Annotated in this window: 13 protein-coding genes and 2 pseudogenes; 2 read left to right on the top strand and 13 right to left on the bottom strand. The window is 71.5% G+C overall.

The genetic code is table 11. The features are described from left to right. Positions 1-4: 4 nt before the first annotated feature. The 7 genes and pseudogenes from ACIRPK_RS19425 to ACIRPK_RS19455 all read right to left on the bottom strand — a co-directional run bounded on the left by ACIRPK_RS19425 (position 5) and on the right by ACIRPK_RS19455 (position 7,354). Positions 5-1,423, bottom strand: a complete 1,419-nt coding sequence (locus ACIRPK_RS19425) for an MFS transporter (protein WP_403040366.1) — start codon at positions 1,421-1,423, stop codon at positions 5-7. Between the two features lie 22 nt (positions 1,424-1,445). After that, positions 1,446-1,835, bottom strand: a complete 390-nt coding sequence (locus ACIRPK_RS19430) for a DUF6755 family protein (RefSeq protein ID WP_403040368.1) — start codon at positions 1,833-1,835, stop codon at positions 1,446-1,448. Continuing rightward, on the bottom strand, positions 1,832-2,455 hold the full coding sequence (locus ACIRPK_RS19435; protein ID WP_403040370.1) for a ubiquinol-cytochrome c reductase iron-sulfur subunit: 624 nt from the start codon (positions 2,453-2,455) through the stop codon (positions 1,832-1,834). The genes ACIRPK_RS19430 and ACIRPK_RS19435 overlap by 4 nt, the downstream gene beginning before the upstream one ends. Positions 2,456-2,592: 137 nt before the next feature. After that, positions 2,593-3,156, bottom strand: a pseudogene (locus ACIRPK_RS19440) (4Fe-4S dicluster domain-containing protein); the annotation flags it as partial. Position 3,157: 1 nt separating this feature from the next. Then, positions 3,158-5,449 (bottom strand): molybdopterin oxidoreductase family protein, encoded by a 2,292-nt coding sequence (locus ACIRPK_RS19445; RefSeq protein ID WP_403040373.1) that lies wholly within the window; start codon positions 5,447-5,449, stop codon positions 3,158-3,160. Further along, a complete protein-coding gene (locus ACIRPK_RS19450; RefSeq protein WP_403040536.1) occupies positions 5,446-6,459 on the bottom strand; it encodes an MFS transporter in 1,014 nt (337 codons plus the stop codon). The genes ACIRPK_RS19445 and ACIRPK_RS19450 overlap by 4 nt, the downstream gene beginning before the upstream one ends. A 133-nt stretch (positions 6,460-6,592) precedes the next feature. Further along, positions 6,593-7,354, bottom strand: a complete 762-nt coding sequence (locus ACIRPK_RS19455; RefSeq protein ID WP_403040375.1) for a hypothetical protein — start codon at positions 7,352-7,354, stop codon at positions 6,593-6,595. 215 nt (positions 7,355-7,569) lie between these two features. On the opposite strand from ACIRPK_RS19455, the gene ACIRPK_RS19460 reads away from it, so the two are divergent. Continuing rightward, positions 7,570-8,367, top strand: coding sequence for a formate/nitrite transporter family protein (locus ACIRPK_RS19460; protein ID WP_403040378.1), 798 nt, complete (start codon positions 7,570-7,572; stop codon positions 8,365-8,367). 34 nt (positions 8,368-8,401) lie between these two features. Here the strand turns inward: ACIRPK_RS19460 and ACIRPK_RS19465 are convergent, their stop codons facing one another. From ACIRPK_RS19465 to ACIRPK_RS19475, 3 genes and pseudogenes are all read right to left on the bottom strand, one after another. Further along, positions 8,402-8,689: a hypothetical protein gene (locus tag ACIRPK_RS19465; RefSeq protein ID WP_403040381.1), complete on the bottom strand. Its 288-nt coding sequence runs from the start codon at positions 8,687-8,689 to the stop codon at positions 8,402-8,404. A gap of 121 nt (positions 8,690-8,810) precedes the next feature. Beyond that, complete coding sequence (locus tag ACIRPK_RS19470; protein WP_403040384.1) at positions 8,811-8,999, bottom strand: nitrite reductase (NAD(P)H) small subunit; 189 nt, start codon at positions 8,997-8,999, stop codon at positions 8,811-8,813. A gap of 150 nt (positions 9,000-9,149) precedes the next feature. Further along, positions 9,150-9,857 (bottom strand): annotated as a pseudogene (locus ACIRPK_RS19475) (nitrite reductase (NAD(P)H)); the annotation flags it as partial. Between ACIRPK_RS19475 and ACIRPK_RS19480 the strand changes: the two are divergent. Continuing rightward, positions 9,823-10,092 carry a CbiX/SirB N-terminal domain-containing protein gene (locus ACIRPK_RS19480; protein ID WP_403040386.1) on the top strand — a complete coding sequence of 90 codons (270 nt, stop codon included), beginning with the start codon at positions 9,823-9,825 and terminating at the stop codon, positions 10,090-10,092. The pseudogene ACIRPK_RS19475 and the gene ACIRPK_RS19480 sit on opposite strands and share 35 nt — an antisense overlap. Positions 10,093-10,099: 7 nt before the next feature. Here ACIRPK_RS19480 and ACIRPK_RS19485 read toward each other — a convergent pair whose 3' ends face one another. The 3 genes from ACIRPK_RS19485 to ACIRPK_RS19495 form a co-directional block, all read right to left on the bottom strand. Next, entirely contained in the window at positions 10,100-12,163 is a 2,064-nt protein-coding gene (locus ACIRPK_RS19485) for a phosphocholine-specific phospholipase C (RefSeq protein WP_403040389.1), read from the bottom strand. Between the two features lie 171 nt (positions 12,164-12,334). Further along, positions 12,335-12,985 carry a pentapeptide repeat-containing protein gene (locus tag ACIRPK_RS19490; RefSeq protein WP_403040392.1) on the bottom strand — a complete coding sequence of 217 codons (651 nt, stop codon included), beginning with the start codon at positions 12,983-12,985 and terminating at the stop codon, positions 12,335-12,337. 34 nt (positions 12,986-13,019) lie between these two features. Next, positions 13,020-14,204 (bottom strand): low temperature requirement protein A, encoded by a 1,185-nt coding sequence (locus ACIRPK_RS19495; RefSeq protein WP_403040395.1) that lies wholly within the window; start codon positions 14,202-14,204, stop codon positions 13,020-13,022. Positions 14,205-14,243: the final 39 nt, after the last annotated feature.

The raw sequence follows: 14,243 nt of genomic DNA on the forward strand, positions 1-14,243 counted from the left end.
ACGGTCAGCTCGGGGCCTCGGCGCCCTTGCGGGCGTAGAACCACCAGCAGACCACCAGGCAGACGGCGTAGAAGCCGACGAAGACCCAGAGCGAGCTGGTGACCGGGAAGAGCGCGAACATCGCCGGGATGAAGAAGAAGCCGAAGGCGGCGATCGAGGCGGAGAAGCCGGTGACCGCGCCGGCCTCCATCTCGGCCTGGTGCCGGGCCTCCTCCTGGGCCTCGGGGGAGGGGCCCGCCGCGGCGCGGTGCTGGTTGAGGAAGATCACCGGGATCTGCCGGAAGGTCGAGCCGTTCCCGATGCCGGAGAAGAAGAAGGCGCACAGGAAGCCGCCGTAGAAGACCCAGAAGTTGCCCTGGTCACCGCCGGCCGGCAGGGCGTTGATCACCACGATGACCGAGGCGCCCATCCCGACGAACGAGATGATGGTGCACCAGGCGCCGCCGGTCTTGTCGGCGATCCAGCCGCCGAGCCAGCGGGTGAGGGCGCCGATGAACGGGCCGACCCAGGCGTACTTGGTGGCTGAGTAGGCGGAGTCGATCGGGGTGAAGGTGGTGTTGATCAGGTTCGGCAGGGCGGAGGCGAAGCCGATGAAGGAGCCGAAGGTACCGACGTAGAGCACCGTCATCAGCCAGTTGTGCTTGCGCCTGAAGATGATCTTCTGCTTGCTGAACGGTGCGGCGGCGACCTTGAGGTCGTTCATCAGGAACCAGGCGGCCAGCGCCATCACCACCAGCAGCGGCACCCAGAGGAAGGCCCCGTTCTGGAGCCAGACCTCGGTGCCGTCCTTCTGCTTCTGCGGCCCGCCGGCCGGCGGGCCGAGGATGCCCGCCGTGATCACGATCGGCGCGACCAGCTGCACCACACTGACGCCCAGGTTGCCCAGGCCGCCGTTGATGCCGTTGGCGTTGCCCTTCTTCGCCTTCGGGTAGAAGAAGCCGATGTTCACCATCGAGGAGGCGAAGTTGGCGCCGCCGACGCCGCAGAGCGCGGCGATCGCCACCATCACCCCGTACGGGGTCGAGGTGTCCTGCACGGCGAAGCCGAGCCAGAGCAGCGGACCGATCAGGATGACGGTGGAGAAGGCGGTCCACTTCCGCTCGCCGACCACCGGGCCGACGAAGGTGTACACCAGCCGGAAGATGCCGCCGGTCAGGCCGGGGATGGCGGTGAGCCAGAACTTCTGCGAGTCGCTGAAGGTGAAGCCGACCTTGCTCAGCTGAACCACCGTCACCGACCAGACCTGCCAGACCACGAAGGCCAGCAGCAGGGCGGGCACCGAGACCCAGAGGTTGCGGTCGGCCACCTTCCTGCCGGTGGCGGCCCAGAACGAAGGGTCCTCGGGCTCCCAGCGGGAGATGGTCGCGCCGGGACGGTAGCTCTCCTTGCGGTGCCCCGGGGCCTTCTCGTCGAGAGTGCTCAACTCTGCCTACCTCAGTAGCTGTTCAGTGATCGCGCGGCGAGATCCGCCACGCCAGGAGGACGACCAGGAAGGAGGCCGCCGACAGGCCGGTGCACCACCAGGCGACGGTGGTCTCGCCGCGCATCCAGGCATCGGTGGCCACGGTCAGCGCCCACAGCTGGCCGATCACCACGGTGATCGCCAGCACCAGCCGGGCGGTCAGGATCGCCGACCGCTCCGGCTGCTGCTCGCCGCCCGCGCCGGGGCCCGGGCCGGTGTGCCGGACCCGGGGGTCGGCGTAGCCGCTGGTGGCCCGGATCTGCGGATAGCGTTCCGGTACCGGGCGGTTGAGCCGGGGTTCGTCGCTGCCCGGGTGGTAGTCCGCCGGGAAGCGCGTGGGCAGTGGCTCGGGGAGCTGCTCGGGCCCGGTCATGACGCTCCGTCCGTCCGGCCGCAGCCGGCCCGTTCGGCCAGCACCGGATCGGTGTCCGACAACTGCCGGCACAACCCGGCCTCCTCCGTCTCACCGGAGCGCGCGGTGCCGATCGCCCAGACCGCGCCCCGCTCGTCCTCGACCATCACCACCCGGGGCAGCGGGCGGGGCGGCGGACCGGCCGTCACCTCGCCGGTCCGGGCGCTGAACACCCCTTCGTGGCACGGGCAGTAGAGCTCGCCCTCGGCGCCGCGCTCCTTCCGCCAGAGCACCCCGCAGGCCAGATGGGTGCAGACGGTGGAGTACCCGACCACCGAGCCGTCGGTGAGCCGGATCGCCATCGCCCGGTCGTGCTCGCCGGGGTAGTTGAAGGTGACCGCCTGTCCCTTGGGCAGGCGGTCGGCCACCTTGAGCGGGGGAGCGGTGCCGTCGCCGTGCCGGTGCAGCACCCCGGCCGAGACCACCGTGGAGCCGACCACCAGGCCGCCGGAGACGGTGGCCACGATCCGCAGGTAGTCCCGACGGGTGGTCAGCGAGTCGGCGCTGATCCGGTCGACCAGCGCCTCCTGCTCGGCCGGGGTGGGAGCCGGGGTGGGCGCGGGGGCGGGTGGGGTGGTCATGCGGGCGCTCCGTTCCCGGGCGTGGGGCGCCCGTTGACCTCGATCACTCTCAGCAGGCCGCCCGCCGGGAGCCCGTCCGAGCGGGTGGCCGCCGCCCCGGCGTCCGCCAGGACGTCCCCCACCAGCAGCCCGCCCGCAGGCAGTCCGCCGGGGACGGCGGCCCGCTGTTCGGCGGGCACCACCATCGCCACACCGGTGGAGACCGTCACGTCGCCGAAGGCGAACATGGTCGAGACGTCCACGTTCGGCCGCTCGGCCTGGAGCTCCTCCAAGGTGCCGTAGAACAGCGCCCCGGTCGGGCAGACGGTCGCGCACATCGGGGCGAGCCCGTAACTGGTGCGGTCGTAGCAGAGGTTGCACTTCATCTGGAGCTTGGCGTCCAGGTCGATCTTCGGCACCCCGAACGGGCAGGCGTTGACGCAGTTCGCGCAGCCGATGCACCGGGTCGGGTCGGCCTCCTGCACCACGCCGTCGGCGGTGATCAGGATCGCGTCCGCCGGGCAGACCTCGGCGCACGGGGCGACCGGGTCCTCGCAGTGCATGCAGACGGTCGGCAGCGAGGCCACCGAGTGCCCCTCGTCGGGGTAGTCCAGGTGGATCATCGACTTGCCGCGGTGCGAGTCGCACTCCCGGCAGGCCGAGACGCAGGCCTGGCAGCCGATGCAGCGGCCCGGGTCGATGAAGATCGTCCTGCCGAGCACGTCAGCCCCTCTCGGAGGTGCCGCGACCCTGGGGTGAGGTCGGCGGCAGCGGGTCGGTCCGGGACACCTGGGCCTCGGGGTACGCCTCCCGGCCCGGCGGGGTGGGCGGCGCGGGCACCTCGTCGAGCGCGTCCGCCCGCTCGATCCGGACCGCGCAGACCTTGTACTCGGGGATCTTCGAGCGCGGGTCCAGCGCGTCGACGGTGAGCGCGTTGGCGGCCACCGGCGAGGGCCAGTGGTACGGCACGAAGACGTGGTCGGCCCGGATCGCCTCGGTCACCAGCGCGGGCAGCACCGACACCCCGCGCCGGGTGACCACCCGGACCGGATCACCGGTGCGGAATCCGTGCGAGGGGTGCACCTCGACCCAGGGGCGCGGGGTCTGCTCCACCAGCGCCCCGAGCCGCCGGGTCTGGTTGCCCGAGAGGAAGTGCGCCACCGTCCGGCCGGTGGTCAGCGTCATCGGGTACTCGTCGCTGTACGGGTCGGCCGGCGGGTGCCACTCGACCACCTGAAGGTGCACCCGGCCGTCCGGGTGGTACGTCTTCCCATCCTCGAACAGCCTTGGCGTGCCCGGGTGTTCGAGGTCAGGGCAGGGCCAGGCGAGGCCGCCGGTGGACTCCAGCCGCTCGTACGTGATGCCGTAGTAGTCGATCACGGTGCCGCGCGACGCGGTCCGCAGCTCGTCGAAGACCTCGCGTGAGCCGGGGAAGTCGAACTTGTCGCCGACCCCGAGCCGGCGGGCCAGCTCGCACATCACCCAGGTGTCGGTGCGGACGCCGGCCGGCGGCTCCTGGGCCTTGTTGTGCTTGACCACCCGGGCCTCGGCATTGGCCATCACGCCTTCGTCCTCGGCCCAGGTGGTGACCGGGAAGACCACGTGCGCGTTGGCGGCGGTCTCGGAGAGGAAGAAGTCGAACTGGGCGTGGAACTCCAGCTTGTCGTACCCGTCCTTCACCACCGCGTAGTTGGGCAGCGAGACGAACGGGTTGTTGCAGATCCCGATCAGGCCGCGGATCTCCTGGCGCTGCATCTGCCAGACCATCTCCATCATCGAGGTGCCGGCCGGCGGAAGGTCGGCCTCGTCGATGCCCCAGATCGCGGAGATCTGCCGCCGGTGCTCGGGGTCGTTGATGGAACGTCCGCCGGGCAGCAGGTCGGACTTCTGGCCGTGCTCGCGACCGCCCTGGCCGTTTCCCTGACCGGTGATGGTGCCGTAGCCGGCCCCCGGCCTGCCCAGGTTCCCGGTCGCCGCACAGAGGTTGATGACGGTCAGGCAGTTCTCCACCCCCTGGGTGTGGTGCTCGATGCCGCGCGCGTGCCAGGCCATCGCCTTCCCGGCGGTGCCGAACATCCGGGCCGTCCGGACCACCTGTTCGGCCGGGATGCCGCAGATCGCGGCGGCCCGGTCGGGGGTGTACTCCTTGACGGTCTGCCGGACCTCGGCCCAGCCGGTGGTGTGCGCGGCGACGAACGCCTCGTCCACCAGTCCGTCCTCGATCACCACGTTCAGCACCGCGTTGAAGAAGGCCGCGTCCGTCCCGGACTTGAGCGCCACGTGCAGGTCGGCGGTCCGGGCGATCGCGGTCTCCCGGGGGTCCACCACGATCAGCTTGGCGCCGCGGTCGCGGGCGCCCCAGACGTACTGGGTCATCACCGGGAAGCACTCGCCGACGTTGGACCCGGCGATCAGCAGGCAGTCGGTCTGCAGGATGTCGGAGAACGGGTTGCCCGCCCGGTCGATCCCGAACGCCAGCTTGTTGGCCCCGGCGGCGCTCACCATGCAGAGCCTGCCGTTGTAGTCCACGTGCCGGGTCTTCAGCGCGACCCGGCCGAACTTGCCGACCAGGTAGGTCTTTTCGGAGAACAGACTGGCACCGCCGAGCAGCCCGAAGGCGTCCGCCCCGTGCCCGCCCTGGATCCGGCGGATCTCGTCCACCGTGTGGGAGAGCGCCTCCTCCCAGCTCACCTCGCGGAACGGCTCGTCCCGGGAACGCCGCATCAGCGGTGCGGTCAGCCGGTCCGGGTGGTTGACCTGCTGGTAGGCGTTGATGCCCTTGGGGCAGAGCCGCATCCGGTTGATGTCGTGGTTGCGCGGCTCGACCCCGAAGACCTTGCCCGCGCTGTTCACCCGCAGGTACATCCCGCACTGCACCCCGCAGAAGCAGCAGTGCGTCGGCACCAGCGTCTGCTCGGTCTGGTCGGCCCGCCAGGCGGCGGCCGGCAGCCCGCCCGCGTCCCGGAAGTCGCGGGTGCCGCGCGGGGCGACCGTCGGGTCCACACGCTCGCTCACTGGAAGCCCTTCTTCACCTGGGAGAGGTAGGCGCTGCCGCGCAACACCCGCTTGCAGCGCGGGCAGTACTCCGCCCACCGGTCGAAGCCGAGGCTGAGGTCCTGCATGGTGCCGCGCAGGTTCGCCACGTACTCGGGGGTGTCGATCGGCTCGCCGCACTTGCGGCAGGCGAACAGGTCGTCGGCGGCGTCGGGGGTCTTCTTCCTCGTCGTGTACTTGAACAGCTGCATGCCGACCGCGGCCGGGCGCTGGACGATGTGGAAGAACTTGCCGAACGGCAGGTAGACCAGGGTCAGCACCACCGAGGCCATGTGCAGGATCGCCAGGAACTCGTAGCCGCCGCCGTGCAGGAAGACCGAGGAGAAGGTCAGCAGCAGGCCGGTCACCGAGATGGTGATCAGCGCGAGCAGCGGGACGAAGTCGTAGCCGAAGCGCTGCCCGGTGGTGGCCGCGCGGTCCCGCATCCGGCGCCAGAGGAAGTAGCCCGCCCCGCCGATCACCATCACCGCGGCCAGGTCGAGCCCGTGGTACATCGCCCAGCCGAAGAAGCTGCCGGAGTCGAAGCCGAGCACCTTGAAGCCCCAGATCCGCATCTCGTAGCCGGGTCCGGCCGCGCTGGAGGCGGTGAAGGTGAACCAGCCCCAGGTCAGCGGGAAGGTGATCGCGGCGGCCAGCAGGCAGCCCCAGAACATCAGCTGGTGGGCCGCCCAGCGGGCGTGCGAGCGGGCGCCGAGGAACTTCTGGAAGCCCAGGTAGGTGACGATCATCCGGGGCAGCGCGGTCGGCGCGGACCGCAGGTGCCGCCAGGACAGCGCCGAGCGCCAGCCCTGCCTGAACAGCCGCCGGGCGGCGGGTGCGGAGATCCACACCACGTAGCGGTGGACCACTCCGAAGGTCAGGAAGACGGTGGCCACCGCGTACGGGACCAGCGCGGAGTCGAAGTCCCTGAGACCCCGGCTGCCGAGCACGATGGCGAGGACCAGGAGCAGCGACGCCCCGGTGGCCACCATCGTCGCCCGGACAGCCGTGGACTGTCGTTGTGCCACCTGCGCGCTCCGTTCGGTCGACTGATTCGCAAATTACTGACGGTCCGTCGGCTGTGCGCGCGGGGAGGTCCGAGTGGGTGAGTGCGGTCCCCGCGGCTCAGCGCGGCGGGGGGAGCCGGGAGAGGAAGACCCGGAAGGCTTCGGGGTCGATGCCGTACAGCCCGTCGAACGGGTAGTCCATCTCCTTGATGGTGACCAGCAGCAGGGCCATCAGGCCCGCCATGGTGACCACCATGACGATCTGCACCCGCAGGTTGGGCAGCCCGAAGAAGAAGGTGAACCCGACCGTGACCACGGCGCCGATGATCAGCGCCACCCAGAGCAGGGTGGGCACCACGTCGTCGATCTGGTTCAGCCGGGCCCGGCGCTCGCTGGCCAGCTGCTCCACGTCGGCGACCAGCTGCTGGTAGATGCCCTGCAACCGGGTGTCCTCACCGGGCTGGAAGCTCAGCGCGGTCTCCCGGATCCGGTAGATCATGGTGGTTGCGGTCGGGTCGGTGCGGTGCCGGGTCATCATCGGCCACTCCACGGTGATCACCTCGTGGGCGTAGCCCAGGGTGAGCTGCTCCAGCTCGGGGCCGGCCGGCGCCGGCATGTGCCGGGACAGCCAGTACACCCCCGCCACCGCGTCGGCCTCCTTGAAGGTGGTGGCCTTGGCCGCCTCGGTGTTCTCCCAGACCACGATGACCACGAACGCCAGCAGGACCGCGTAGAGCACGCCGACCATGGAGAACAGCACGCCGCCGACCTCGTTGAACGGCATCCGTCGCCCGTTCGGCACCAGCCGGTGGGTCAGGTAGAGGCCGAGGGCGACCAGCACCATCGGGGCCACCAGCAGCGCGACGTCCGCCGCGCTCACCGGGGCATCGGGAGTGACGGAGCGTCAGGAGATATCCACATGAGGTCATTCTGTGCACGCGGTGCCACCGGCCCGCGCGGCGGACTGCTCCAGCCGGGCCCTGGCGGGCCGGTGCCGGCCGGGACGTGCCGGCCGCACCGCCCGGGACGAAGTGCACTCCGGCCGGTGACCTTCGGCCGGTCGGCCCGGGCCCCGGACGGCGGGAGGCTGGCCTCATGCCGCACTCACCCGCGCTCGCCCTCGACGACATGCTGGCCCAGGCAGCGAAGAAGGCCGAGCTGGCCCGGCGCCGACCCGGTCGCTACCTGGTCTCGGCCGTGCAGGCCGGGGCGTACATCGGGCTCGGCGAGGTGCTGCTGCTCTCGGTGGCGGCCCCGTTCGACCTGGCGCACTCGCCCGCCGTCCGGCTGCTGGAGGGCGCGGTCTTCGGGGTGGCGCTGATCCTGGTGGTGCTCGCGGGCGCCGAGCTGTTCACCAGTGCGGCGATGGTGATGGCCTTCGGCCGGCTCGGCCGTCGGACCGGTCGGCGGGACCTGGCCCGGGTCTGGGGGCTGGCGCTGTTCGGCAACCTGGTGGGTGCGGTCGGGCTGGGCCTGCTGATGCACGCCACCGGCCTGCTCGGCACCGCGCCGGCCGGCCGGATGCTCGGCGAGCTGATCGCGGCCAAGAACGCGCTGACCGGGGGTGAGCTGTTCACCCGGGCGGTGCTCTGCAACCTGCTGGTCTGCCTGGCGGTCTGGATGGTGGCCCGGGTGCGGGGCGACGGGGCGAAGATGGCCGCGCTCTGGTGGCCGGTGTTCGCCTTCGTGGCGGCCGGCTTCGAGCACTGCGTGGCCAACATGGCGCTCTACGCGCTGGCGATCACCGACGGCCGGGCCGGGGTGGGGGACCTGGCCCGCAACCTGCTGTACGTGGTGCCGGGCAACGTGGTCGGCGGGGCGGTGCTGGTGGCCGGGGCGTACTGGTTCACCCGGCCGGTCGAGGCCCGGGCCGGGGAGTGCCCCCGGCCCTGAGGGAACCCCACCACGAACGGCACCGTCGGCCCGGTCACGCGGGCCTGCGGTGCCGTCCTGCCGCCTGCTCGTCGTGCCGCCGGCCCAGCCGGCCCATCAGGGCGAACGCGGTGACCAGCCAGACCGCGCTGAACACCGCCATGGCGATCGCGTTGTCGGTCCCCACCGCGACCAGGACCAGACCGACCGAGGCCGCCACCAGCAGCACGACGGTCATCGAACTGACCTGCTCCAGCAACTGCCAGGCGCCGCGCGGTCCACCGACCTTGCGGGGCCTGGCGTACCGCTCGGGGCCGAACTCCGCCTGGGGTTCCGTCGTCATCCCAACCACCTCCGGGCCACTCGCCTCTGGAAAGGCCGGGCGGCGGGTGACCGACCGGCTGGATACCTCCAGCCTGCGCCGATCACCCGCAGCCTGCGCGCCCGGGCCTGGGGGACCGGGGTCAGAGCAGCCGGACCGGCAGCACCGGCAGGGCCACCTCGGGGTCGTCCAGGCAGATCCCGGTCCGCAGGTCGAAGGTCTGCTTGTACATCGGGGAGGCGACCGTGGGGACGCCGTCCACGCTGCCGGTGATGCCGTCGGCGATCACGTCGGCGCCGGAGAACGGGTCCCGGTTGCCGACCGCGTGCACCCCCGCCGGCGGGGGTGCGGAACACCGCCGCCTGCTCGCCCCCGGGGAGCAGCGCCGCCACCCCGCAGGAGGGTTCGAGGTCGTCGTACGAGCAGACGGTGACCCACTCGCCGGACGTGCTGCGGACCTGGACCTGCTCGGTGCGGTTCATCAGTGCTCCTGGAGCGAGGGGGCGGCGGAGTCGAGGAAGGCGACCGACTCGTCGGGGGCGTTCACGAAGGGGGCGAAGGCGCGCAGCTTGGCCGGATCGGCCAGCACGGCCTGCCACTCGTCCCGGTAGGCGGCCACGTGCCGGTCGGCCGCCGCCTCCAGCTCGGCGGCCAGGCCCTCGGCGTCGTCCATCACGATCCGGCGGACGTGGTCGAGGCCCAGCCGCTCCAGCCAGGCGGCGGTGCGCTCCAGCCGCTCGCCGGTGCGGGCGTAGTACATCAGGAAGCGGTCGGTCAGCCGGAGCAGCTGCTCGGCGGAGAGGTCGGCGGCGAGCAGGTCGGCGTGCCGGGGGTTGGTGCCGCCGTTGCCGCCGAGGTAGAGGTTCCAGCCGTTGGCGGTGGCGATCACCCCGATGTCCTTGCCGCGGGCCTCGGCGCACTCGCGCAGGCAGCCGGAGACCCCGCCCTTGACCTTGTGCGGGGTGCGCAGGCCCCGGTAGCGCAGCTCCAGGTCGATCGCCAGCCGCACCGAGTCGCCCGGGCCGAACCGGCACCAGCGGCTGCCCACGCAGGACTTCACGGCGCGCAGCGACTTCCCGTACGCGTGGCCGGACTCGAAGCCCGCTTCCACCAACCGGCGCCAGATCGACGGGAGTTGCTCCGCCCGGGCGCCGGTGATCTTCGCGTGGAGGCCGAAGTCCCGGGCCACCGCGTACTGTTCGGCCGCCGGGCCGACCGTCCCGGCGGCGCTGGCCACCCTCCGGGCCCAGGGCCACCGGCGGATCGCGGTCGCCACCCACCTGCTCGCCCCAGGACGGTTCACCGACGCGCTGGCGGACACGGCCGCCTGGGCCGTGTCCGCTCCGCTCGCCGACCACCCGCTGGTGGCCCGGATCGTGCTCCGTCGTTACGCGCTGGGCCGGTTGGAGCCGGCCCGGCCCTGACGGCCGGTCAGCCGCTGATGCTCGGCGCGCCGGTCTCGATGTGCCCGGTGAACCGCTGCGACCAGCTCGGGTCGGAGCTGACCGTGACCGTGAAGTCGTACCAACCGTTCTGGTACGCCACCGCGTTGAAGTAGTCGCTGGTGCTGCCGCCGGGCTGGACTGTGTACGCCCAGGGACCGTCGGTGCGGTAGTTGTTCGGGGTGACCGTGAAGGTCACGGCGGAGGTGCCCGCGTTGGCCAGCCGGAACCAGAGCGCGGCCTTGCCGGTGTCGGGGGCGTTGGCGTAAGAGGCGGTCACGCCGACCGTCGTGCCGGGCTTGGTGGCGTCGCCCTTGAAGCGGCGCAGGAAGCGGTTCGGGCCGGTCACGCTCAGGTCGTACGGGCCGTTGCCGAAGTTGGTGCCGCAGTTGAAGAAGTCGCTGGTGCTGCCGCCCGGGTCGACGGTGTACTGCCACGGCCCACCGCTGCGGTAGGCGTTCGCGTAGGCCGCGAAGTGGGTCGAACGGGTGGCCACGGCACCCTCGTTGGCCATCTTGATCCAGACCTTCATCACCCCGCCGGAGGCGAACTCCAGGTGGTCCAGGTTGGCGTTCGGCTGGTACGGCAGGGCGCGGGCCGGGCGGGTGCCGGCCTCCTGCAGCGGCAGGGCGTTGTTGGTCGGCGCCGGGTTGGGCAGCGGGCCGCAGGTGGACTGGCCGATCACGAAGGAGGTGTCCGGCAGCGCGGGCATCCCGTACACCGGGTTGGCGAAGTCGAAGGCGCCGGTCAGGTCGCCGGTCACCTTGCGCCGCCAGGCACTGATGTTCGGGCAGGTGGCGGGCTTGCCGAGGGCGGCCGTCCAGCTCTCCAGGAAGCGCAGCACCGAGGTGTGGTCGAAGACCTCGGAGCTCACCCAACCACCGCGGCTCCAGGGCGAGATGGCCACCATCGGGACCCGGAAACCGAGGCCGATCGGCTGGCCGTTGTAGAACTCGCCGGCGGTGCCGGCCACCGGGACCGGCGGCGGGACGTGGTCGAAGAAGCCGTCGTTCTCGTCGTAGTTCAGGAACATCACGGTGGAGTTGAAGACCGCCGGGTCCGCGTTGAGCGCGTCCATCACCAGGTGCACGAAGTGCGCGCCGTCGTTCGGCGGCGCGTAGGGGTGCTCGGAGGAGGCTTCGTCGGCGACGATCCAGGAGACCTGCGGCAGGGTGCCGTTCAGCACGTCGGCGCGGATCGCGGCGGCGATGTCCTCGGGGGTCTTGCCGGTCACCTTGGGCACCGAACCCATGCCCTTGACCTTGAGCGGGCTGTTGGCCGGGGCGCTGGTGAACTGGGTGAAGTAGGCCAGGGCGTTGTCGCCGTAGTTGTCGGCGGCGTTCTGGTAGAGCTTCCAGCTCACCCCGGCGTTCTCCAGCGCCTCGGCGTAGGTCTGCCAGCGCAGGCCGGACTCGTCGCCGCCGTTGTAGGCCGGGCCGCCCGCCTTGCCGTCCGGGTCGATCTGCCCGCTCCAGTGGAAGGTGCGGTTCGGTCCGGTGGCGCTCAGCGTGGAGGAGAAGTAGGCGTCGCAGACCGTCCAGTTGTCGGCCAGCGCGTAGTGGAACGGAATGTCCTTGCGGTTCAGGTAACCCAGCGCCCGGACACTGGACTTGGCGGCCACCCAGTTGTCCATCCGGCCGGTGTTCCAGGCGCTGTGCTGGTCGTTCCAGGAGTGCGCGAGGTCGCCGTTGCACTGGGCCAGCCGGTCCGGGGTCTGGCCGCCCGCCGGGTTGGTGGCGCTGAACAGCCAGGGGTACTGGCGGCCGGTGCCGTTCGGCTGGTTGAAGACGCTGTGCCCGCCGGGGATCTGGATCGCGGCCCGGTCGGCGAAGCCCCGGACGCCCTTGAGCATGCCGAAGTAGTGGTCGAAGCTGCGGTTCTCCTGCATCAGCACGACGATGTGCTTGGCGTCGGTGATCGTCCCGGTCGCGTCCAGACCGAGGGCGGCCGCCTCGGCCGTGCCCCCGGCCACGGTGGCCGAGCCGGCCACCGCCGCCCCGGCCGCCGCGCTCGCCGACAGTGCCATGAACTTCCTACGACTCAGCTCGGACATCCCGCCTGCCCGTCCCTTCGATAGCGATGTTGTGCACACACGTTGTGTCCACGCCATCGTTCAGGCGGCATCTTTGTGCAGGTCCTCGCTCGGGTCCAGGACTTTCCACGAAGGCTTGTTGGATTGTTCAACGCTGATTCGCGGAGCGAAGGCCGGATGAACGGCCGGGGCTCAGTCCCGCACGACGATCCCCAGTGCCTGGGCGAACTGCGGCGCCAGCTCGAAGAGTTGGGTGGTGCCGAGGATCGCGCCGCGCAGCCCGTCCGGTCCGTCGGCCAGTCCGAGGTGGGTGGCGCCGCGCAGGTCGACCTGGCGGAGGGTGGCCCCGCCCATCCGGACCTCCTCCAGGGTGGAGCCGGGGAAGGAGAGCTCGGTCAGCCTGGCGCCGCCGAAGTCGACGTCCCGCAGCAGGCAGTCCTCGAAGACCACGTCGCGCAGGGTGGCGCCGCGCAGGTTGACCGCCTCCAGCTTGCACTGCCGGAACACCACCCGGCGGACCGCCGAGCCGTAGGCGGTCAGCCCGGCCAGCACGGTGCCGACGAAGCCGCTGTCCTGCCACTCGCTCTCCGCGCAGTCCACCGCGACCCAGCGGCTGCCCTGCACCCAGACCTCGTTGAACCGGGCCTGCCGGAGCTTGGCGCCGCTCAGCTGCACGCCGGTGAAGGCGCACTCCAGGAAGGTCGCGCCGTTCCCCGGGCCCTCCAGCTCCGGGCCCTCGAAGTGCACGGTGTCGTACCGCTCGTCCCGCCGGAGCGGGCCGGTGTGCGGGGCGAGCAGGTGCGCGTAGGGCAGATCGGCGAGCTGGTCGGGGACGGACGGCATGCGGGGACTCCAGACGTAGCGGGTCCGCCCATCCTCACATTCCGGACTGACGGGAGTGCAGCGTCACCCCCACCGCCACGGCCGCCGCACAGACCAGCCCGGTGGCGAGCACGCCCGACTCGCCGAGCAGCGTGCAGGCCAGCACGACCACCGCGGTGACCGGGAGCAGCAGCACCTGGGCCGGGCCACGCTTGTCGTGCCGGGAGTGCAGCAGCCAGACCGTGAACAGGTAGAGCGCGGTCGGCACGGTGACGGCCGCGGTGGCCGGTACCGCCCCGATGTGTGCCTGGCCGGTGGCGTACTCGATCGCGACCTCCAGGCCGGCGCCGATCGCGGCCGCCGAGCCGAGCACCAGGTAGTGGCCGTAGCCCCAGAGGAAGGACCGCCGGTTCGAGGTGAGCAGGTGGTGCACCGGCCGGGCGAAGTAGATCCACCAGGCGGCGAAGCAGATCAGGATGCCACCGGCGGCGAGCGGGATCAGCTCGCCGAGCGCCTCGTGCTCGTCGAGCGCGGCCTGCATCGCCAGGGTGGCGGCGGAGACCGTCTCGCCGAGCACGATCAGGGTGAACAGGCCGTACCGCTCGGCGATGTGGTGCGGGTGCCAGGTGCTCTGGGTGTGCAGCTCGGCCAGCGCGGGCACCGAGAGCTCGGCCACGATGCCGAGCGGCAGCACCCAGACCCGGGCGCTCTCCGGCACCAGCAGCGCCAGGCCCCAGCCGACCTGGCAGACCGTGATGCCGGCCGCGTAGCGCAGCGCCATGGTGCGCGCCCCGCCGCTCTCGCAGGCGGCCGCGCGCAGCCACTGGGTGACCATGGCGAGGCGCATCACCACGTAGCCGACCACCGACAGCGTGAGGTCCTGGTCGGCGAAGATCCGGGGCACCCCGGCGGCCAGGATCAGCACGCCGGTGATCTGCACCAGGGTGGTCACCCGGTACGGCACGTCGTCCACGTCGTAGGCGGAGGCGAACCAGCTGAAGTTCATCCAGGCCCACCAGATCGCGAAGAACGCGAACGCGTAGCTGTAGAGCCCGTGGCCGAGGTGGCCCGCCGCCAGGTCGTGCGCGAGCTGGGAGCCGGCCTGGGCGACGGCCACCACGAAGCAGAGGTCGAAGAAGAGCTCCAGGGGAGTGGCGGCCCGATGGCTCTCCGCCTTGCTCCGGGGTGCCATCCGGCGGAACGGCGCCGGGTCGGTCGGGACGGCCTGATTGCTGGTCATGCCGCGATCCTGACACCTCGTCACCCCCGGCGCACGATA

The organism is Kitasatospora sp. NPDC101801, assembly GCF_044766665.1.
GTDB lineage: Bacteria > Actinomycetota > Actinomycetes > Streptomycetales > Streptomycetaceae > Kitasatospora.